We start from the raw sequence: 19,459 nt of genomic DNA on the forward strand, positions 1-19,459 counted from the left end.
CATGGATTTAATCCACTATCCCGACACATTGGCGGCGCGAGCCGAACTCTGCCGCAGCGTTATCCTTTCCGCCGGGGAGCTGGTGCTGAAAGGCTTTGAGGGCGAGGCCACGCGCAGTTTTTCGATGAAGGGGCCGCAGGATTTTCTGACGGTGACGGATGCGGCTTCCGAAGCGCATATTCGCGGCGCGATCTCGGCTGCTTTCCCGGATGACAGTTTTTTCGGCGAAGAAGGCGGCGGCGAGATCGGAGAGTGCGTCTGGGTGGTGGATCCTATTGACGGCACCGCCAATTTTGCCCGTGGCATTCCGCATTTCTGCATCTCCATCGCCTATGTCGAAAACGGACGGACAGAAATCGGAGCGATCTATAACCCCGCCCTCGGCGAGCTTTATCTCGCCCGCCGCGGCGAAGGTGCGACACGTAACGGGGAGCCGATCCGGACGGCGGAAACGGAGCGTTTCGATGCGGCTTCGATCGAGATGGGGTGGTCCACCCGGGTCGCGAATGCCACCTATCTCGATGTGGTCACGAAGCTGCTCGATATGGGCGCGAATGTCCGCCGCGCCGGCTCCGGTGCTCTGGCGCTCGCCTATGTGGCCGATGGCCGTTCCGACGGCTATCTCGAATTGCATATGAATTCATGGGATTGTCTTGCGGGCCTGCTACTCGTCAGCGAAGCTGGCGGCGACGTGTGCCCATTTCTGGAGATTGGCAGTCTGAGGGATGGCGGGCCGGTGCTGGCCGCAGCCGCCGGTGTTGCCAAAGGCGTCAGCCAGGCATCGAACATAGTCCTTGCCGCGCGGTAGCTGCGGCGGGATGATTTATGACGGAGACCCCAAAGGGGGCTCCGCGCATGTGGAGGAATGAAATGGATGGACCCGTTTATGCCCGGCCTGCAATCAGCCTGATTGCGGAAGGGCTGGGCCCGCACAATGCTGCGCTCTACATCGGCGGCAGCGATGGTGCGGGTGACCTCGGGCTCCTGCGCCGGCATGGCATCACCATTGTGGTCAATTGCGCCGTCAATCTGGATATCAATCTCGTGCAGGCCGTAGCGGAAGAGGGCGACAGGCGCGCGGTAGGTTATGGCGATATCCGTTATTACAAGCTCGGTCTTATCGATGGCGAGGGTAGCCCCGACACCATGATGCTCGGCGCCTATTACATTCTCGATGGCGCGCTTCGCCAGACCATGCCGAAGCGGGAAACCTATCCCTTTGCCGATGGCGGCAATGTGCTCGTCAATTGCCGCAGCGGCCGCAGCCGCTCCGTTTCACTGGTGGCGCTTTTCCTGCACAAGCAGCAGCCGGATCTCTATCCCACCCTCGACGATGCACTGGCCGTAATCCGCACGAAACGGGAATTGCGGCCGGATGAGTGGTTCGAGACACCGAAACCGATGCTTCATGCCGCCGCTCGCCGTGCTTCCGACTGGATCGACATGGTCGAGGGCAGAAAGACCGCTCACTCATGCTGACACGCACGCTTCCCTCCGTTGCCGTCATCGCCGACGCGCATTTTCATGACACGGCAGCCGATTTCGGGTTTCCCGGCATCGAGATTGATGGCCAGCGCATCACCATGCGCAGCTGGTCCGATACACGCGAATCCACCCGGGTTTTCAACGAAAGCACCGATGCGCTGCATGCGGCGCTCGAAGATGTGCGCCAGCGCGGCATTCGCCATGTGGTGCTGCTTGGCGATTATACCGATGACGGCCAGCGGGAAACGACGGAGACGCTGAAGGGCATTCTGCAGCGCCACAGCCATGCCCACGGCACTGCCTTTTACGCACTGCCCGGAAATCACGATATTTTCGGCCCGCTTGGCCGGCACCACACCAAGGAATTTCTGACGGAGAATGGCAGGTGCCTTTCCGTTTCAAGCGATGTACGGCGGGCCGGCGAGCGCGTCATTATCAGCGATCGCATGTATTGCGAGGGTTATCCGGCGGGTCTTGGCCCGATGGCGGCCTTCGGTTATTTCCGTCAGCCCAATTATCTGCATTGGGAAACCCCCTTCGGTCTTTCCGATGCGGCGGAAAACCGGATGTACGAGGTGCGCTCACCCGATGGTCGCAATGTCTATCGCCTGATGGATGCTTCCTATCTGGTCGAGCCCGAGCCGGGCCTGTGGCTCCTGATGATCGACGCCAATATTTTCGAACCACTCGATGGTGAGTTTGAAAGGGGTGAGGACGCGGCTTTTACCGACAGCACCTCCGGCGGCTGGAACGCGCTTTTGCGCTGCAAGCCTTTCATCATCGACTGGATCGCCGATGTCCGTCGCAGGGCGCAGGCGCTCGGCAAGGCATTGCTCGGCTTTTCCCATTATCCGGCGCTCGATCCTTTCGACGGCGCAAGCGGTGCGGAAAGCGTCCTGTTCGGAAAAACCAATGTCGTGCGCCGCACGCCGCGCAGGGCGGTGGAGGATGCGCTGCTGCAGGCCGGGCTTGCCGTCCATTTCAGCGGGCACCTGCATGTGGAAGGCGTAACCAAGCGCGGGGAGGGCGAAAATTCGCTCACCAATATCGCCGTGCCGTCGCTCGTCGCCTTTCCGCCCGCCTTCAAGCTGGTGCACCCGTCGCTTCAGGAAATCCGCGTCGAGACGGTGGAGATCGCCGCCCTGCCGGTCAATGGCCGCATTTGCAGCGGTTACGCCCAGGAAACAGCACTGGCGGGTGAGGAAGACGACCGGGCTTTCGCGGCGGGCAATTACGGTGATTTTTTGCTGGGTCACAACAGGGCGCTGATCAGGCATCGCTATTTCGCCAAGGAATGGCCGGCCGCGGTCGTCAGGGCAATCGTCGACAAAAGCGTTCGGGACGTTCTCGACCTGCTTGGAGACGAAGATCGATCCTCGCCTGATGATGCTATCCTGTCCTCAGACCTGCCGATGTTCGAGCTGATTGCCGATTGGTATTGCCTGCGCCAGGGTGCTGGTCTTTCGCTGCCGCATATCGCGCCGCAACGGCTTTCCCTTTATCGAACGCTGGCGGAACGCTTTGGTCGTGATCCGGATCATCACGATGGCTCGGTGGAGAGCTTTCTCGAAATCTTCTTCGGAGCACTCGGCCTGTTTCTTGAGCGTGCCGAAGGCAGCCCGCTCGATCTGGAGCTTCGGCTTGCGCCGCACCATGAACGCGTTGCGGTTTGAACTGAAGAATTTTGCCCGGAAGGAGATTTGGTCTAGCGCGCGGTGATACGCTCGACCATGGAAACCGGCACGACCTGAAGCCGGGTTTCCGGCTCATCGCTATCGAGCGCGTTCAAGACCTTCTCGGTCAGCGCGTCGAAGGACTGGGCGATGGTCGTCAGCTGGTAGCTTTTCCAGCCGGCCTGCGGAATATCGTCGAAACCGACAATCGAGATATCTTCCGGCACCCGGCGGCCCATTTCCAGCCGGGCGGCATCCATGAAACCAAGCGCCAGCAGATCGGTCACGCAGAAGGCGCCGTCTATTGTCTTGTCCGTGAGCAACTCGCGGCCGGCCTGATAACCGCTGTCATAGCTCGTCGGCCCGCCGGACCATGGCACGACCTCGACGCCTTCGATGCCCATGCGCTGGGTGAAGGCGCCGGCGCGGCGCAACTGTGCCGGCGTCTGGCTGCCGCTGGAAATGACCGCGACCTTTTTGCATTTCGCTTCGACAAGCCGCATGGCGGCAAGATCGGCGCCGCGGGAATCGTCGCTCAGCACCATGTTCGTGTCGGTGCGATCAAGACGCTGATTGATGAGGATGAGGCGCACGCCATTGGCGATGCATTCATCGACAATCGAGGCTGGCGGTTCGCCGGAGAGAACGACGATGGCCTGTGCGCGAAACTCGAAGAGACGCTCGATCAGCGGCGCAATATCCTTGCGGGCATCCGCCGCATTCAGCAACAGGCATTGCAGGCCACGGCGCAGCAGCCCGATGCTGAGCAAATCGAGCTGCTTTGAAATGAAGGGAGAACTGAGATTGGCGCCGACGACACCGATGAGATTGGAGCGGTCATTGTTGAGACCCTGCGCCAGACGGTTGACGCGGTAGCCGAGTTCCTGTGCGGCTTTGAGCACCTTGCGCCGCACGGCCTTCGATACGCTGCCGCCGGGTGTGAAAGTGCGCGAGACGGCGGAACGCGAGACCCCGGCCTTTTTCGCCACCTCTTCGGCTGTCACGAACCCTCTCGCCATTCAACTCCCCCGTTGCGAACCATGGTCTGATATCACAGGCCATATGGCGTCGCCTATTCCAATCGAAACATTTGGACGGGAGGCGCTCTTGCCGGCCGCCTCCCGCGCCGGGATCATCCATCGGAGAGGGTGGTGTTCCACGCCCGGATCTTTTCGATGTTTCTGTCGGAGCCCGAGACGATCTCGAACTCGAACCCGTCGCCCGCAATATGTTCGCCGACTTCGGGAAGGCGATTGAGACGCCAGAGGATGTAGCCCGCGATTGTGGAGTAGCGGTCGGCCTCGTCCACCAGATCGATATCCAGGAGATAGGATACCCTTCTGACGTCCACAGCGCCATCCAGCAGCCAGGAACCATCCTCCGTCCGTTCGGAAATCTGCGCTTCCTCGCCCTCATCCGGAAACTCGCCCGCAATCGCCTCGAGAATATCCGTCGGCGTTGCTATGCCCTGCAACGTGCCATATTCATCAATGATGACGGCCATCTGCAGGGGTGATTTTCGCAGCTGTTCCATGACCTGCAGCGCTGTCGCGCTTTCATGCACCACGAGGGGCTCACGCAGCGAGCGCTCAAGGTTCAGTTTTCCGTCGTGCAGAAGATCACGCAGCAGATCCCTTGTCGCGGCGACGCCGAGGAATGAATCCAGCTTGCCCTGCGCCAGCATCAATCGGGAATGGTCGAGTTCCAGCAGGCGGTGTCTCAGCGTGTCGTGGTCGGCGTCGACATCGAGCCAGTCGATCTCCGTTCGTGGCGTCATGATCGAGACGACGGGACGTTCGGCAAGCGTGAGCACGCCGCGGATCATGTCCTTCTCCTCGGATTTGAACAGATCGCTTTGTGCCGCCTGTGCGGCGATGACGTCGGCAGTCTCACCGAGGGATGGTTGTTCGCCGACCCGGCCGCCCAGAAGCCGCAGAATGGCGTCGGAGGTGCGCTCACGCATATCGCCGGCGGTGATGCGCTTTTCACGGTTGCGCCTGCCAAGCTGGTTCGCCGCCTCGATAAGTACGGAAAAGCCGATGGCGGCGTAAAGATAACCCTTGGGCAGATGGAAGCCGAAACCCTCGACAATCAGGCTGAAGCCGATCATCAGGAGAAAACCGAGGCAGAGAATGACCACGGTCGGATGTTTCGATACGAAAGCCATCAGCGGCCTGGATGCTGCCATCATCACGGCCATGGCCACGCAGACAGCGGTAATCATCACCCAGAGATTATTGACCATGCCGACAGCGGTGATGACGCTGTCGAGCGAGAACACGGCATCGAGCACCACGATCTGCACGATGACCTGCCAGAAGACCGCATGCACTACCTTGCCCTGTTTCGGCTTCTGATCACCTTCCAGCCGTTCGTGCAGCTCCATGGTTCCCTTGGCGAGCAGGAAGGCACCGCCGAGAATGAGGATGAGATCGCGCCCCGAGAAGGAAAAATCGGCGACGGTGAAAAGCGGCCGTGTCAGCGTGACGATCCAGGAGATGGAAAACAGCAGCAGGAGGCGCATGATGAGCGCCAGCGACAGGCCGACGATCCGGGCCCTGTGGCGCTGGTGCGGCGGCAGCTTGTCGGCAAGGATCGCGATGAAAACGAGATTGTCGATGCCGAGGACGACTTCGAGAACGATAAGGGTGACGAGGCCGATCCAGATGTTCGGATCTGCGAGGAATTCCATGTTCAGGAGCCTTTATGGGAATGGGTGCAAACGCGCAAAGCCCCGGATTGCACATCCGAGGCTGGAAGTCGTCGCGTTGATGAAAACAAGAAAATCCGAGGCTGGCTTCGCGTTACGCGAGCCAGCCTCGTTCGGTGTCGACTGCCGTCTGTACTGTCGCCTTCGTCAGGCATCGGGTTGATTTATCCCACTATCAGTAAATTCTTGTGCCGGTCGACCTAACAAATTTTCGGCCGCTGGAAAAGCGATTTTCGGTTTTTTGATGCCATGACGATGCGTTTGAGCAATCCTTGCGCGCAAATAAGCGGTTATTTCCCGAGAAATACACGCGATGCGCAATCTGGGCGATTGCCTGATTGTTTGACGATAAAAAGCCGTTATTGCTTTTTCCCGCCGATATCAGAGGTCGTCCGCTGGTCGATGGCCTTGCCGTCGAGAATGCTTTTCAGGACGTCGAGGCGCTCGTTGATCAGCCATCCATAATAGTTTTCGACCGGCAGCAGTTTTTTTGCCCCTGCATTCACGGCAGTCCGCAGACGTTCGGCGCGACGCCTTGGCTGGCCGACATTGTAAAGCGTGGCAGTGATGCCGGGATTGCCGGAAATGTCGAAGCCTTTTTCCCTGTAGGCATCGATGGAATCCCTGAGGATGGCGGCGATGTAGATGATGCTGCGGTCGGGATCCATAACGTCACGGTAGATATCTTTCGGCCTGTCCGCCGACAGTTTTGGCAGGCCGCTCGTCCTGTTGACGAGATCGGTCACCTGCAGGGCCGTCAACGGGCTGATCTGGCCAAGGCCGAAGGTCTGCCCGGCATAAAAGGGCTGGAAGAAAGCGCGCTGGAAGGAGATGCCCTCATAGCTCACACCATCCACCACCTTGCCGCGGAAACTTTCGTCCCAGACGGTATCGCGGCAGCTCCATTGTTCCGACGTGGTGGCAAGCGTTTCGCAGGACCGGAATTCGGGCCGCTGGAGAAATGTCTTCAGGGAAACACCGTCATAGCTGAACTTTATATCGAGTTCGGCGTAGGAAATGGCCTTGATGTAGTAGGTCTGCAGGCGATCCACGGCCGAGACGTTGAACGTATGTTCCCCGACGATGGCGCCGACGATATGGATGGGGTCAATCCCATAGGCCGCTGCGGCCTTCTTGATCTTGCCGAGAAGGGCGGGCTCGCTGTTTAAAAGATCGACCGTCTTCTGAAACTTTTCGTCGTAGGTCGTGTACGAGGCCCTGGTGCGGATCGCCGAGGCTCTGGGGATTTCCGGCTGCTCGGCGGAGCGGTTTCCAGGGGGGACGACGGTCACCTGCTGCGCCAGCGCATAGGAAGGAAGGGAGGCCAGCGCCAGGATGACGGCGGCTGCGCGGGAGGTCTTCGCAAACAGGCTCATGCAGCGTTCTCTGTAACGTGGATTGTTATCGCGGCGAGGGCTCCTTCATAGGCAGGCTGGCCATAGCTGACAAGTTCGCATCGCTCACTTTACCGTTGGGGGCCGTTTGATGCGCGTTCTGATCGATGTCATTTGCGCGCTCGTCTCCAGCACGATCGAGACCGAAATTCCCGGTTCGTTAAAAATCGAGCTTTTTGTTTCATGTGAACGCAAATCGCCGCCGATAGGTCTGTCGTCAGGAGACGACCATGACCCTTCCCATCAAATTGCTGCAAGCCTGTTTCATTCTGATTGCGACCTGCCTGGCTGCGCCGGTTCAGGCGTCTCCTTTCATGCAGACTGGCAGGATCACGTCGCAGCCTGTCGGCCACTATGACTTTTGCCAGCGGCATTCTCTTGAATGTCAGCCGGTGACGGCCACGCCGCCCCTCACCCTCACCCCCGATGCCTGGGCAACGATTGTTTCGGTGAACAATGCCGTTAACGTCGAGATCGACCAGCGCACCGACATGGAGGTTTGGGGTTATGAGGATTATTGGGAATATCCCTACAAGGGTGCGGGCGACTGCGAAGACCTTGCGCTGGAGAAGCGCAGGCGCCTGATGCAGTCCGGTTTTGCGGTTTCAAATCTCCTGATAACAGTGGTGCGGGACGAACGGGGAGAGGGCCACGCCATCCTGACAGTCAGAACCGATCGGGGAGATTTCATTCTCGACAATATGAAGGCGAAGGTTTTGCGCTGGGACGAAACGGCCTATACCTATCTGAAACGCCAATCCACCGATCATGCCGGTCGCTGGGTGGATATAGAAGGGCTCGCTGCGCCGGCAATCGCCTCCCGCGAGGCTGGTCGAGCTACCGCCACCTCCGCGACAGCGCGCCATAGCTTGTTCGATATCTTCAAATCGCGCTGAAACCACTCACAGCAAGAGCAGGACCGGGTAAGAACAGGTTTGGCGCCCCCGATAAGGACAGCGGGCCGTCATGCGGCCCGCGAGCATAGCCCTTCTTCGGATATGGATTATTGTCTCGCAAGGCCAATGCCCGTTGCCTCGTCGAAGAGGTGCATATCGGCCGGGTTGATATCGAGGCCGATGATCTCGCCAGCCTTGACTGCGCTGCGTCCCTGTACCGCGATGACCAGTTCGGTGGAGCCGCCAAGCGTGAGGAAGGTGGCCGAACCGGTTGTTTCCACGGCGGAAACAGGCAGCGTCAATGCCGCCCCCTCTGCCGCCACCGGGCGGATATGTTCAGGCCTGATGCCGACAATGACATGTTTTCCCGGCGGCAGGGCGGCTGGCGCCCTGATAGGCTGCTGTGGATCACCTTCGCCGAACCGCAGCAGAAGCGAAGCACCGTCCGGACTGACTGTCGCCGGAATGAAATTCATGGCCGGTGAGCCGATGAAACCCGCAACGAAACGATTGACCGGGCGGTCGTAAAGTTCCAGCGGTGTGCCCTGCTGTTCGATGACGCCGTCACGCATGACGACGACGTGGTCAGCCATGGTCATCGCCTCGATCTGGTCGTGGGTGACGTAGACTGAAGTTGCATGCAGGCGGTCGTGAAGGGCGCGGATTTCCTTGCGCATATGGACGCGCAGGGCCGCATCGAGGTTGGAGAGCGGCTCATCGAACAGGAAGGCCTGCGGATTGCGGATGATCGCCCGGCTCATGGCCACGCGCTGGCGCTGGCCGCCGGAGAGTTCGCGGGGATAACGCTTCATCAGCTTGGAAAGTCCCGTCGTGGCGGCAACCTCTTCCGCCGCCTTGCGGGCCTCGGCCTTGGCCACGCCGCGCATGCGCAGCGAATAGGTGAGGTTTTCTTCGACAGTCATATGCGGGTAGAGCGCATAGGACTGGAACACCATGGCCACATCGCGCTTGCGTGGCGGCACGCCGTTCATGAGGGTGCCGGCAATGCGCATGTCGCCGGCCGATATGGTCTCCAGGCCCGCGAGTGAGCGCAGAAGGGTAGACTTGCCGCAGCCGGATGGGCCGACAAGTGCCACGAAGGTGCCCTTCTTGATGGAAAGGTTGATGTTCTTCAGCGCATGGAAGGCGCCGTAATATTTGTTGACGCCTGATAGTTCGATCTGAAGGGTCATTTGAGCGCTCCCGAGGTCAGGCCGGATACGATGCGGCGCTGCAAGAGAATGAAGAGGGCGAGAATGGGCGTCACATACATGGTCGCATAGGCCATGATGTTGTTCCATTCGCTGGTGTTGGGGCCCATGAAGGAGTTGAGGCCGACGCTGGCAGGCTGCAATTCGGCCGCCTGGATGATGGATTTCGAATAGACGAATTCGCCGAAGGCCTGCATGAAGATGAGGATGGCGCTGACGAGGATACCGTTCCTGGCAAGCGGCAGCACGATGTTGAAGAAGGCCCCGACCCGGGAATTGCCATCCACCAGCGCCGCCTCTTCCAGCTCCTGCGGCACGGCCATAAAGGTGGCGCGCACCAGCACGACAAAGAAGGGCATGCTTTTTGCCGCAATGGCGAGGATGACCGATAGCCGCGGATAATCCAGCAATCCGAATTGCGAAAAACCGACGAAAATCGGCGTGATCATCAGCGATGCCGGCAGAACCTGCAGCATGAGGATGAGGAACAGGCCGATATCCACCCAGACATTGCGATACCGCGCCAGAACATAGGCGCAGCCGACGCCGAGAACGGTGATCAGCAGCACTGCGCTGGAAGCGATCAGCACCGAATTCCAAAGGTAGCGCCCCATGTTGCGGCTGTTCCAGACATAGGCATAGGTTTGCCATTGCGGATCGCTGGGCCAGAAGGCGGGCGGATTAGCGAACATTTCCGAGCCGCTTTTGAGCGAGGTCAGATACATCCAGTAAAGCGGGAAAAGGTAGATGATGGCGAGCAGGATGGCGATGGCCAGCATCAGACGGTTGCGGGTCGTGATACTCATCCGCGCACCTCATGCCGTGTGGAGCGCACATAAACGATGGAGGCCAGCATGACGAAAACGATCATGATGACGGATATCGTCGCACCCTTGCCGAAATCATATTGCCGGAAGGACAGGTCCCAGGCCCAATATTGCGCCACGTTGGAACTGTTGTTCGGTCCGCCATCGGTAATGGCGGCGAAAAGATCGAATTGCTGCAGCGTGAAGATCAGGCCGAGCGAGACGATCGCGCCGATGGTGGAGCGCATCATCGGCAGGGTGATGGTGTAGAAGCGCTGCCAGGCATTGGCTCCATCCAGTTCCGCGGCTTCGTAGAGGTCGCCGGGAATGGAGGCGAGGCCCACCGAAAGCAGGATCATGTTGAAGGAGGTGCCGAGCCAGATATTGGCGATGACAACCGCCCAGAGCGAAAAATTCGCATCCGAGCGCCAGAAGATATTGCCCGATACCAGGCCGCTTTCCCGCAGGAAGAAATTCAAGACGCCGAAATCGCCCGAGAGAATCCAGTTCCAGATGGCGCCGACGACGAGGCCGGGCATGACCCAGGAGACGAGGAACAGGCCGCGCAGCCAGGTGGCGCCGGGAAAATTGACCCAGAAGAACAGCGCCAGGCCAAAGCCGATCGCGAACTGCCCGGCAATCGAGGCCACGACGAAGGTGACCGTGTTGAAAAGGATCGGCAATGTTTCCGGCTGCCGGAACAGGTCGATATAATTCTTGAAGCCGACGAAGGGGCGCACGAAGGTGCCCAGACTGAACATGTCGACTTCCTGAAAGCTCATGACGATATTGTAGATGAGCGGCAGCCCGGCCATGACGAACAGGAAGCCCAAAGGAAAGGCGACAAGGACGATGTCGAAACCGCGACCGTCACTGACGCTGGAAAACAGTTTTTTCATGAAACATCCTCAAAAGCTCCAGTCGGGGCCGCCGCCGCTTGTCGCGACAGGCAGCCCCACCGGGAGGAACCCTTGGGTGGAGGCCGGGGAAACCGGCCCGCCCGCCCAGATAGATCAGCCTTCGACCAGCTTTATCTTTTCAGCGGCCTGATCAAGCGCAGCCTTCGGCGTCATCTGACCCGACAGGGCGCCCTGAATGGCGTCCTGAATGGCCTTGGAAATCTTCGGCCATTCGGGTGAGGGACCACGCGGCTGCGCATATTTCAGCTGCTCCACGAAGGTCTTCAGCGCCTCATCCTTCAGCGCATTGCCGGTGGGCGGAACCGGAATATCCGAACGCGCCGGCAACTGGCCGAAGTTCTTGAACATGTCCTTGTCCTTCGAGGCGAAGAATTCGATTGCCTTGAAGGCCTCTTCCGGGTGCTTCGTCTTGGAGAAGATTGCCCAGTTATAGTCGCCCATGGCCGAAGACCGTGGGGCGTCGGGTGTGGGCACCGGCAGCAGGGCCACGCCCCAGTCGAACTTGGCGTCCTTCAGCATGCGGTCGATTTCCCATGGGCCGGAAATGACCATGGCGGCATTGCCGGCGTTGAAGGTGGCGGTGGAGTCCCACTGGCTGCGCGTCAGCGTATCCGGCGACGCCAGCTTTTCATCCAGCATCAGCTTCCAGGTTTCGAGCGCTTTTACCGCACCCTCGGTGTTGATGTGCTTGTAGGTCGCGCCTGCCATCTGCGCCCAGGGCAGGAACTGGAAGGTGCCTTCCTCATTCGCCTTGGCGCTGAAACTGATGCCATAGACGTTCTTCGAGGGATTGGTCAGCTTGCGGGCTGCATCCACCAGCTCATCCCAGGTCTGCGGCGGTTTTGCCGCATCGAGCCCGGCGGCCTTGAACAGGTCCTTGTTGTAATAAAGCGCAATCGTATTCGTGGCCTTCGGCACACCGAAATATTTGCCGTCCCACATTACCGATTTCAGCGGCCCCGGAAAATAATTCTCCGTCTTGATGACATCAGACTTGGCGATCATGTCGGTCACATCAAGAAAGGCCCCGCGTGCGGCGAACATGGCGTGGTTGGGGTTGTCGATGGCGATGATGTCGGGCGCATTGCCGGTCGAATAGGCGCGCATGGATTCGCTCACCACATCATCGAACTGCAATTGCCGGTATTCGATCTTGATGCCGTTATTGAGCGCGTTGAACTCTTTGATGAGGTTCGGCGCCGGCTGGATATCACGATCCAGCGACCAGAGGGTCAACGTCACATCCTCTGCCTGCGCGGCAATGGCGCCGGCGGATACGCCCGCCAGCAAAATTGCGCCGGCCATCATGCATTTCGCGATACCCATAATCTCCTCCTCTTGGTTATCGTCTCTGCAATTCTCGGAAACCTTCTCCCAAAAGGTTTCCGTTATGTCGGGTCGACGACGAAATCGCCGCCGCGGCATTTTTTCAGATAGTTCAGGCCATGCACCTGGCCCGTCATTTCAAGTGCATCGCGATAGACCGGGTCATGCCAGCCTTCGATGTCGATGGAGCCGGACCAGCCGGCGAGGCGCAGTTCGGAAATAATGTCCGTCCAGTTGCTGTCGCCGAAGCCCGGCGTGCGCATGAAGACGAATTTTTCCTTGCCGAAAATGCCGTGCTCGCGAATGACGTCCCAGCGGATTGTCGCGTCCTTGCCGTGTACGTGGAAAATCTTGTCCGCCCATTTTCGGATCTGCGGCAGCGGGTCGATCAGATAGACCATCTGATGGCAGGGTTCCCATTCGATGCCGATATGGTCGTCCGGGGTCTCGTTGAACATCAGTTCCCAGGCATCAGGATTGTGCGCGATGTTCCAGTCGCCGGTCTGCCAGTTGCCGTCCATGGCGCAGTTTTCAAAGGCGATCTTCACGCCCTTGTCGGCGGCGCGTTTTGCAAGTTCGCTCCAGATTTCCTTATATCGGGGAAGGCTTTCCGGCAGCGGCCTGCCGCGAAGCCGGCCGGTGAAACCCGCAACGCAGGTCGCGCCGAAATGGTGGGCATTGTCGATGCAGTCTTTCCAGCCCTGCAATGTCTCAAGGTCGATCGCGGTTTCTTCAAGAGGATTGCCGAACATGCCGAGCGTGCTGATGGTGATGTCGCGCTCGCCGATCGCGTCAAGGCAGCGCTTGCCGAGTTCGGCGAGGTCCTGACCGTTGGTGGTCTGCCAGAAGAACGGCTCAAAGCTTTCAAAGCCGAGATCGGCGATCTGGCCGATACGTTCGGCGGCCTGTCCCTTGGTGGCGCTGACCATGGTGCCGATGCGGATGGATGTTGCCGGATTGCTCACGTCTTTCAGTCCTTATGCTGCAATTGAAACACGCTGGCCGAGGCGGGCGCTTTCAATCGCGCCGATCACCATGGCAAGGCTGTTGATGTTGTCGAAGGAGGCCGTTTCCGGCATCTGGCCGGTGCGGATGGATTCGAGGAACGAGAGAATGACGCTCGCGTGGCCGCGCGTATCCTTCGCGGAGACAGTATCGGAAACGTTTACGGTCTTAAAGCCACGCAGAAGCCCCTGTTCGTCGCCGGCCACGGAGGCGGAGAAATTGTCTTCCCCGTCCCAGAGGATCATGCCCTTGGAGCCGATCAGCCGCCAGCGCGCTTCCCAACTGGTCCGCTCGCCTTCGGCGCACCACGAACCGCGATAGGTGAAGACGACATCGTTGGAGAATTCGAAAATCGCGTTGGCGCTCGCCCCATGGGCATACCAGGAACCGGCCGGGTTCTTCTCGACGCAGAAGACGGAGAGGGGTTTTTCATTGGCGACGAAACGGGCTGCATCGAATGTATGGATCGCCATGTCGAGAAGCAGAACGTTTCTCATCTCTTCACGGAAGCCGCCGAAATGCGGACCAAGGAAGAAATCGCAATGAATTGCCGTCAGATCGCCGATAACGCCGTCTTGCAGCGCGCGGCGCAGCCGCCGGATACCGGCCACAAACCGCCGGTTTTGCACCACAGCATGAATTTTGCCTGATTTCTTCGCCAGTTCCACCAGCGTCGCGGCTTCTTCCATCGAGGCGGCAAGCGGCTTTTCGCTGAGCACATGGCACCCGGCCTCGAGACCGGCCTCAACCACGGCAAAGCGCGCCTGCGGGATGACGATATCAAAAAGGATGTCGGCTTTCGTTTCAGCGAGAACCTTGCGGAGATCCGTGCCAATGACCGCGTCGGTGAGGGCGAATTCGTCGGCCAGCGCGCGGGCCGTGTTCTCGTTCAGATCCACCAGGCCGGCGATCTTGATCGCGCCGGCGATTTCCGGCGTGGATTGAATGGCGCGCAACCAGCCTTTGGCCATAGCTCCGCACCCGCATAAAACGGCATTAAAAGTCATCTCATCTCCCCGGGCTCTTAGCAAACTCCTCTTTGCGCAGAGCGTCGTAAACGTTTACGAGACTATGCCAATGATGTTAGATATGTCAAGACCGTTAAGGGGCGCACCGATTGCGCGCCGGGCCTGGGAGGGGAGTGCATGAAAGGAATTCGTCAGCTTGCCGATTATCTGGAGATATCGATAGGCACTGTTTCCCGTGCCCTGAACGGCAAGCCGGATGTGAACGAAGAGACGCGTCGGCGTGTTCTCGAAGCGGCGGAAAAGCTTGGTTATGTCGCCAATCAGTCCGGCCGGAGCCTGCGCCAGGGAACCACCAATGTCATCGGCCTGATGACCGGCAGCGACGCGCAGACTGTTGAAAACTCCGACAACTTCTTTCTGGGTGTGACGGATGGTCTGCAAAGCGTGTTTTCCGAGCATAATCTCGATCTCATCGTTCTCCCTTGCCCGGGGGACGAGGATCCGGATGAATATTTGAAGCGCATGGTGGCGCGCCGCATGGTGGATGCGATGATCATTTCCGCGACCCGGCGGACCGACAAGCGTGTGGATTTCCTGAAGCAGACCCGCCTGCCTTTCGTGTCGCTCGGACGGACCGCTTCCAGCGACAGTCACGCCTGGATCGACCTCGATTTCGAAGGGGTCGCAAAAAGCGCCGTGGACCGTCTCGCCGCTGCCGGGCATCGCTCGATCGCGGTTGCCGTACCCGACAGCGACATCAATCTCGGTTACATTTTTCTGGAAGGATACAGGCGCGCGTTGGAAGGCAATGGCATCGCCTATGATTCCTCTCTGGTCATCCGGGCGAAATCGAGCGAGCAGGGGGGATATCACGCCGCCAGCGAATGGCTGCAGATGCGGCCCCGGCCAACGGCGATCGTGCTGATTTACGAGCTGATGGCGGTCGGTCTTTATCGCCGGCTGGCGGAAGCGGGCCTGAAACCGGGGCGCGATCTCGCCGTCATCGGCTTTCGCGATGGCCCGCGCGGCCAGTTTCTGGAGCCTCGCCTCACCAGTTTCCGCATGTCCCTGCATGATCTCGGCGTGACGGTCGCCCAGACGCTATTATCGACCATGCCGGCCTACGCGCCCTTTTATCCCGGTCAGGCCCGCCATTGCGTATGGCCCATGCTTCTGGTGGCCGGCGAGAGCGATCCCGCCCCCGCCGCATAGGCCGCTGCGCGGGTCTTTAAAGCTTGTCGCCGCCAATGCTGACGACGCCGAAAGGATTGAATTTATACTGGTCTTCCTCATAGCTTTCATCGTCGGCGAGGGTGGCGCTATGGCCCTTCACGGCTGCTTCAACGCCTTCACGCGCCATTTGCTCGGCGAAATCATCCATCAACGCGGCGATCTTTAAGGCGCAATAGGCGAGGTGGCATTTTTAAAGCTGCTGGCCTTGCTCCCCAGCAATAAAATGTATTGCCATCATTGATATGGCCTTCAGCTTCTGGTCTGCGTCCGAGCCCCCAAATGCCAGGTCAAGCGTGTCTACGGCATTCTGGAAGCGGTCCAGTTCGCGGTCAAAAACATCCGCCTGCGTGGCCTCGCCATAATGCAGATCGGCAAACTCCTGGGCTGCCACCGCAAGAATGAAATAGCCAGCAGCCCGCTCGGGATCCGCCAGCGCGGCCTTCCGGGCCACGGTTGCGGCGCTGTGATAAGCCCGAGAGCCGTTACCTTTTTCCCGGATGATATCTGTAATCATTTTAAACATGGGTTTCTTCGCCTTTTCTTTTTCCCGAGGGGAGGGCTCCCTCGAAGGTAATGCAACCGGTTTGACCAGAAACTGATAGAGGATGTCCGTCGCGACGTCGAAATCCTCCATTGTCATCGCTTCTTGCGGATTATGAGATCCGTTGCGATTGCGGATAAAGATCATACCGGATGGAATTCCCGCTTCCGAGAACACCGCCGCATCATGGCCGCCGCCTGATGCAAGCAGGCAAACGGGTGAACCTGTCGCCCTCGTGGCCTCCTCCAGATGAGCGATGAGTTTCTCATCGCAGATCGCCGGGCTCGTCCATAAAGCTTCACCGGTGTCGAAACGAACCGCGCGCTCGCGCTCGATACGAGCGATCTGGGCAAGAACAAACGAATGCATGCTGTTAAGCATCCCGCTATCCTGGCTGCGAATATCCAGACTGAACTCTATAAAATCGGGGATCCGGGTCAATGCATGTTTCTGTTGATCTGTCGAAACCATACCACTGGTTATGACGAGATCACGGCCGGCGGCGACAAATTCATGCCAGGCGGCGTCAAGAACGTTGAGGAGTTCCGCCATGGCGAGCACCGCGTCATGTCTATAGGCGAGGGGAACCGCCCCGGAATGACCCGCCTCGCCATAACAGGCGATTTTTCTGTAACGAAAATTACCACGTATACCCGACACGATCCCGGTCGGCAGATTGCGCTCTACCAAAACAGGGCCCTGCTCGATGTGGACCTCGAGATAGGCGCTCACACGCTTCGCGTCGATAATCGGTCTGCCGGCGCGGATCGGCTCCATGTCGATGCCTGCGGCTTCCATATGGTTGGAAAGCGTCCGTCCGTCACCTCGATGTCTTGCGGCAAGTTCCTCCGGTGAAAGTACGCCAAGAAGAGCTTTGGACCCCACGTAGCAAGGACCAAACCACGCGCTTTCCTCGCCGCGCATGGCAATGACCTTTACCGGCTGGGAGAAGCTGTTGCCCTCTCGCCGGGCACGAACCAGGCACATGATACCTGACAGAACCCCTGCCAGTCCGTCGAAATTCCCTCCGCGAGGAACGCTGTCGACATGTGAACCACATAATACAAAGCGATCGGCCGTCTGATGTTCGGGTAGCGAGAATACGACGTTGCGACCTTGATCCCACACAGCGGCCAGCCCTTCAGCACGGGCAAAATCCATCAGGAACTGCAGCGTATCAGTTTCGACATCGGAGAACGCGGGTCGACTGACGCCTTCGAGATCAGCGGATTGTTTGGCGACCTGCCTGAACAGATGGGCGGCTGTGCCGGACAGGTCGTTGATTTCGTCCGTGTTCGCAAGGCTTGCAGACATCAGGTATACTCCGCAAGAGCGATTGTTTCTCTGGCAAGTTTTGCAGTGCCGATTAATGCATCCACACTGGCGAGGCCGCGGGCAATGAGCGCAGCCTCGAGCTCACGGACAAGACGCGGCATGGTATTGGGGCTGATGAAAGTGGCTGTGCCCACCTGTACGGCACGTGCGCCGGCCATCAGATATTCGATGACGTCATCAACCGTAGAGATGCCCCCGCAACCGATTACAGGGATGGAAACCGCGTTAGCGCATTGATACGTCATGCGCAGCGTGATTGGTTTTATGGCCGGGCCGGACAGGCCGCCCATGACATTCCCAAGCCGGATCTCGCCGGTGCGGCTGTCAATGGCCATGGCTAGCATGGTATTGGCCGCGACGAGTGCGTTGGCACCTGCCGCTTCGGCCGCCTGCGCCACCTCCACCACTTCACCTGTATTGGGCGACAGCTTTGCCCAGAGAGGCAGATCCGTTGCGTCACGGATTTTCCGAATCACGTTTTCGGTCGAACCGGGACGCATGGCGAAGGCCTTGCCGTGATCTTCAATATTGGGACAGGAAATATTGACCTCGATCGCGTCAACACCTGGAATGCTGATCTCCTCGGAGAACCGGGCAAAATCGTCGGCCGTTCCCGCAGATATGCTGACGACAAGAGGCGCCTCATACTGCGTGTAGAAAAGAATTGTGTTCCTGACAAACCACTCCGCGCCCTTGCTTGGTATCCCGATCGAGTTCAGCATTGCACCACGGATCTCACAGACACGCGGCACAGGGTTGCCTGAACGCCTTTCTCGGGTGATGGTCTTGGTCACATGCGCACCAATGCAGTCAAGGTCGAAAACATCCGCCAATTCTTCGGAGAATGTACCGGACGCCGGCATGATCGGGTTCTTTAGCGACAGAGTTCCGATCCGCGTGGAAAGATCCGTCATCACAGCACCTCATCGAGGTCAAAGACAGGACCTTCACGGCAGACCCTGAGATTGACTGCCTCTGCCGAGCGCTTGAAGGGTCGTACACAGGCCTGGCACATGCCAATGCCGCACGCCATGTGCTGCTCCAGTGCAACCTGACCCCCAATAGCATGCCTGGTAGCGATGTCCTGCACCATGCGCATCAGGCGGGCCGACCCGCAGGTGAAGAGAGAATCGACCTGGTGGCTTTCAACCAGCTTATCGATTAGCGGTGTCAGGCTCTCCACGCCTGAATTGCTTTCCAGATCGGTAACGGTGATGACTTCCGCGCCATAAGCGCGAAAAAGATCTGTAGACATAAGAAGCTCGGGAGAGCGTGCGCTGCAAATCGCGGTCAGTCGCCGCCCCGTGTACGCACATTCCCTGGCAAGCGGCGCAAGGGTCGCCAGCCCTACACCCCGCGCTAGAAGAAGAGGCCGTTGCCATTCAGCCTTTAATTCGAAACCCTGGCCAATTGGGCCGACGATATCCAGCGTGTCGCCTGCCTTCAGTTCAGACAGCGCACGGGTGCCGGCACCAGCCACCTTATAGAGGAAGGCAAGCTCTCCTTCTTCCAGGTCATACGAGTAGATGCTCATCGGTCGACGGAAAAATGGCTGGAATCGATCCGTCTGAGGGCAAAGAATGTGAAAGAACTGGCCCGGCCGGCAATCGAGGACTGAATCGGGGGCCGAGAGCACCACCAGGCGGTACTGGCCGTTTACCGGCTCGTGTCGTTTTATGATCGTCTCGACCTCGTGAATGGATCGACGGGGTGGAAGAGGAGCAGAAGCTGGAAAAGCACAAAGACTGGCTGACATGTCGTGAATCCGGGAAAAAAGGGCTATCCTCCAGGGGCCAAGTCCGCTGTTGAGGCAAGCATAGACGGAGAGGAAAGTACGCAGACGGAAAACACCGTCATCGCGCGACCAAAACCCAGATCAGCGTCGGGCGATAAGGCAACAAAGTGTCATGTGCACTCCTGCGTTCAAAAACAAAACATATCCCTCAACGCATAAAA

Annotated in this window: 18 protein-coding genes; 5 read left to right on the forward strand and 13 right to left on the reverse strand. The window is 58.9% G+C overall.

The window, feature by feature from the left end:
* Window position 1 precedes the first annotated feature (1 nt).
* The 3 genes from CFB10_RS14365 (at window position 2) to CFB10_RS14375 (ending at window position 3,158) form a co-directional block, all read left to right on the forward strand.
* On the forward strand, window positions 2–808 hold the full coding sequence (locus tag CFB10_RS14365) for an inositol monophosphatase family protein (protein ID WP_020010222.1): 807 nt from the start codon (window positions 2–4) through the stop codon (window positions 806–808).
* 62 nt (window positions 809–870) lie between these two features.
* Window positions 871–1,479, forward strand: a complete 609-nt coding sequence (locus tag CFB10_RS14370) for a dual specificity protein phosphatase (RefSeq protein ID WP_020010223.1) — start codon at window positions 871–873, stop codon at window positions 1,477–1,479.
* Window positions 1,473–3,158, forward strand: coding sequence for a metallophosphoesterase (locus CFB10_RS14375; protein WP_020010224.1), 1,686 nt, complete (start codon window positions 1,473–1,475; stop codon window positions 3,156–3,158). The genes CFB10_RS14370 and CFB10_RS14375 overlap by 7 nt, the downstream gene beginning before the upstream one ends.
* Before the next feature lie 32 nt (window positions 3,159–3,190).
* On the opposite strand, the gene CFB10_RS14380 is transcribed toward CFB10_RS14375, so the two are convergent.
* The 3 genes from CFB10_RS14380 to CFB10_RS14390 all read right to left on the reverse strand — a co-directional run bounded on the left by CFB10_RS14380 (window position 3,191) and on the right by CFB10_RS14390 (window position 7,244).
* Window positions 3,191–4,177 carry a LacI family DNA-binding transcriptional regulator gene (locus CFB10_RS14380; protein WP_020010225.1) on the reverse strand — a complete coding sequence of 329 codons (987 nt, stop codon included), beginning with the start codon at window positions 4,175–4,177 and terminating at the stop codon, window positions 3,191–3,193.
* A 113-nt stretch (window positions 4,178–4,290) separates the two neighbouring features.
* Window positions 4,291–5,850, reverse strand: a complete 1,560-nt coding sequence (locus CFB10_RS14385) for a TerC family protein (protein WP_020010226.1) — start codon at window positions 5,848–5,850, stop codon at window positions 4,291–4,293.
* 377 nt (window positions 5,851–6,227) lie between these two features.
* Window positions 6,228–7,244, reverse strand: coding sequence for a DUF1402 family protein (locus tag CFB10_RS14390; RefSeq protein WP_020010227.1), 1,017 nt, complete (start codon window positions 7,242–7,244; stop codon window positions 6,228–6,230).
* Window positions 7,245–7,492: 248 nt separating this feature from the next.
* Between CFB10_RS14390 and CFB10_RS14395 the strand changes: the two genes are divergently transcribed.
* Window positions 7,493–8,158 carry a transglutaminase-like cysteine peptidase gene (locus CFB10_RS14395; RefSeq protein ID WP_020010228.1) on the forward strand — a complete coding sequence of 222 codons (666 nt, stop codon included), beginning with the start codon at window positions 7,493–7,495 and terminating at the stop codon, window positions 8,156–8,158.
* Window positions 8,159–8,265: 107 nt separating this feature from the next.
* Here CFB10_RS14395 and CFB10_RS14400 read toward each other — a convergent pair whose 3' ends face one another.
* From CFB10_RS14400 to CFB10_RS14425, 6 genes are all read right to left on the reverse strand, one after another.
* Entirely contained in the window at window positions 8,266–9,351 is a 1,086-nt protein-coding gene (locus tag CFB10_RS14400) for an ABC transporter ATP-binding protein (protein ID WP_020010229.1), read from the reverse strand.
* Window positions 9,348–10,175 carry a carbohydrate ABC transporter permease gene (locus tag CFB10_RS14405; protein ID WP_020010230.1) on the reverse strand — a complete coding sequence of 276 codons (828 nt, stop codon included), beginning with the start codon at window positions 10,173–10,175 and terminating at the stop codon, window positions 9,348–9,350. Before CFB10_RS14405 ends, CFB10_RS14400 begins: the two co-directional genes overlap by 4 nt.
* Window positions 10,172–11,074 carry a carbohydrate ABC transporter permease gene (locus CFB10_RS14410; protein ID WP_020010231.1) on the reverse strand — a complete coding sequence of 301 codons (903 nt, stop codon included), beginning with the start codon at window positions 11,072–11,074 and terminating at the stop codon, window positions 10,172–10,174. The genes CFB10_RS14405 and CFB10_RS14410 overlap by 4 nt, the downstream gene beginning before the upstream one ends.
* Window positions 11,075–11,188: 114 nt before the next feature.
* The gene (locus tag CFB10_RS14415; RefSeq protein ID WP_020010232.1) at window positions 11,189–12,421 is read right to left on the reverse strand and encodes a sugar ABC transporter substrate-binding protein; all 1,233 of its coding nucleotides are present in this window, start codon (window positions 12,419–12,421) and stop codon (window positions 11,189–11,191) included.
* 62 nt (window positions 12,422–12,483) lie between these two features.
* Window positions 12,484–13,386 carry a sugar phosphate isomerase/epimerase gene (locus tag CFB10_RS14420; RefSeq protein ID WP_020010233.1) on the reverse strand — a complete coding sequence of 301 codons (903 nt, stop codon included), beginning with the start codon at window positions 13,384–13,386 and terminating at the stop codon, window positions 12,484–12,486.
* 12 nt (window positions 13,387–13,398) lie between these two features.
* Window positions 13,399–14,433, reverse strand: a complete 1,035-nt coding sequence (locus tag CFB10_RS14425; RefSeq protein WP_026363612.1) for a Gfo/Idh/MocA family protein — start codon at window positions 14,431–14,433, stop codon at window positions 13,399–13,401.
* Between the two features lie 138 nt (window positions 14,434–14,571).
* On the opposite strand from CFB10_RS14425, the gene CFB10_RS14430 reads away from it, so the two are divergent.
* Window positions 14,572–15,606, forward strand: coding sequence for a LacI family DNA-binding transcriptional regulator (locus CFB10_RS14430; RefSeq protein WP_020010235.1), 1,035 nt, complete (start codon window positions 14,572–14,574; stop codon window positions 15,604–15,606).
* A 16-nt stretch (window positions 15,607–15,622) separates the two neighbouring features.
* On the opposite strand, the gene CFB10_RS24050 is transcribed toward CFB10_RS14430, so the two are convergent.
* From CFB10_RS24050 to CFB10_RS14450, 4 genes are read right to left on the reverse strand one after another with little or no spacing between them, the layout of a single operon-like run.
* Window positions 15,623–15,775, reverse strand: coding sequence for a hypothetical protein (locus tag CFB10_RS24050; RefSeq protein WP_020010236.1), 153 nt, complete (start codon window positions 15,773–15,775; stop codon window positions 15,623–15,625).
* A 42-nt stretch (window positions 15,776–15,817) separates the two neighbouring features.
* A complete protein-coding gene (locus CFB10_RS14440) occupies window positions 15,818–17,482 on the reverse strand; it encodes a Zn-dependent hydrolase (RefSeq protein ID WP_020010237.1) in 1,665 nt (554 codons plus the stop codon).
* Window positions 17,482–18,417, reverse strand: a complete 936-nt coding sequence (locus tag CFB10_RS14445) for a dihydroorotate dehydrogenase (protein WP_020010238.1) — start codon at window positions 18,415–18,417, stop codon at window positions 17,482–17,484. Before CFB10_RS14445 ends, CFB10_RS14440 begins: the two co-directional genes overlap by 1 nt.
* On the reverse strand, window positions 18,417–19,259 hold the full coding sequence (locus tag CFB10_RS14450; RefSeq protein ID WP_077998783.1) for a dihydroorotate dehydrogenase electron transfer subunit: 843 nt from the start codon (window positions 19,257–19,259) through the stop codon (window positions 18,417–18,419). The genes CFB10_RS14445 and CFB10_RS14450 overlap by 1 nt, the downstream gene beginning before the upstream one ends.
* Window positions 19,260–19,459 lie beyond the last annotated feature (200 nt).

Origin of the sequence: Agrobacterium sp. 719_389, assembly GCF_900188475.1 — a bacterium.
Lineage (GTDB): Bacteria > Pseudomonadota > Alphaproteobacteria > Rhizobiales > Rhizobiaceae > Agrobacterium > Agrobacterium radiobacter.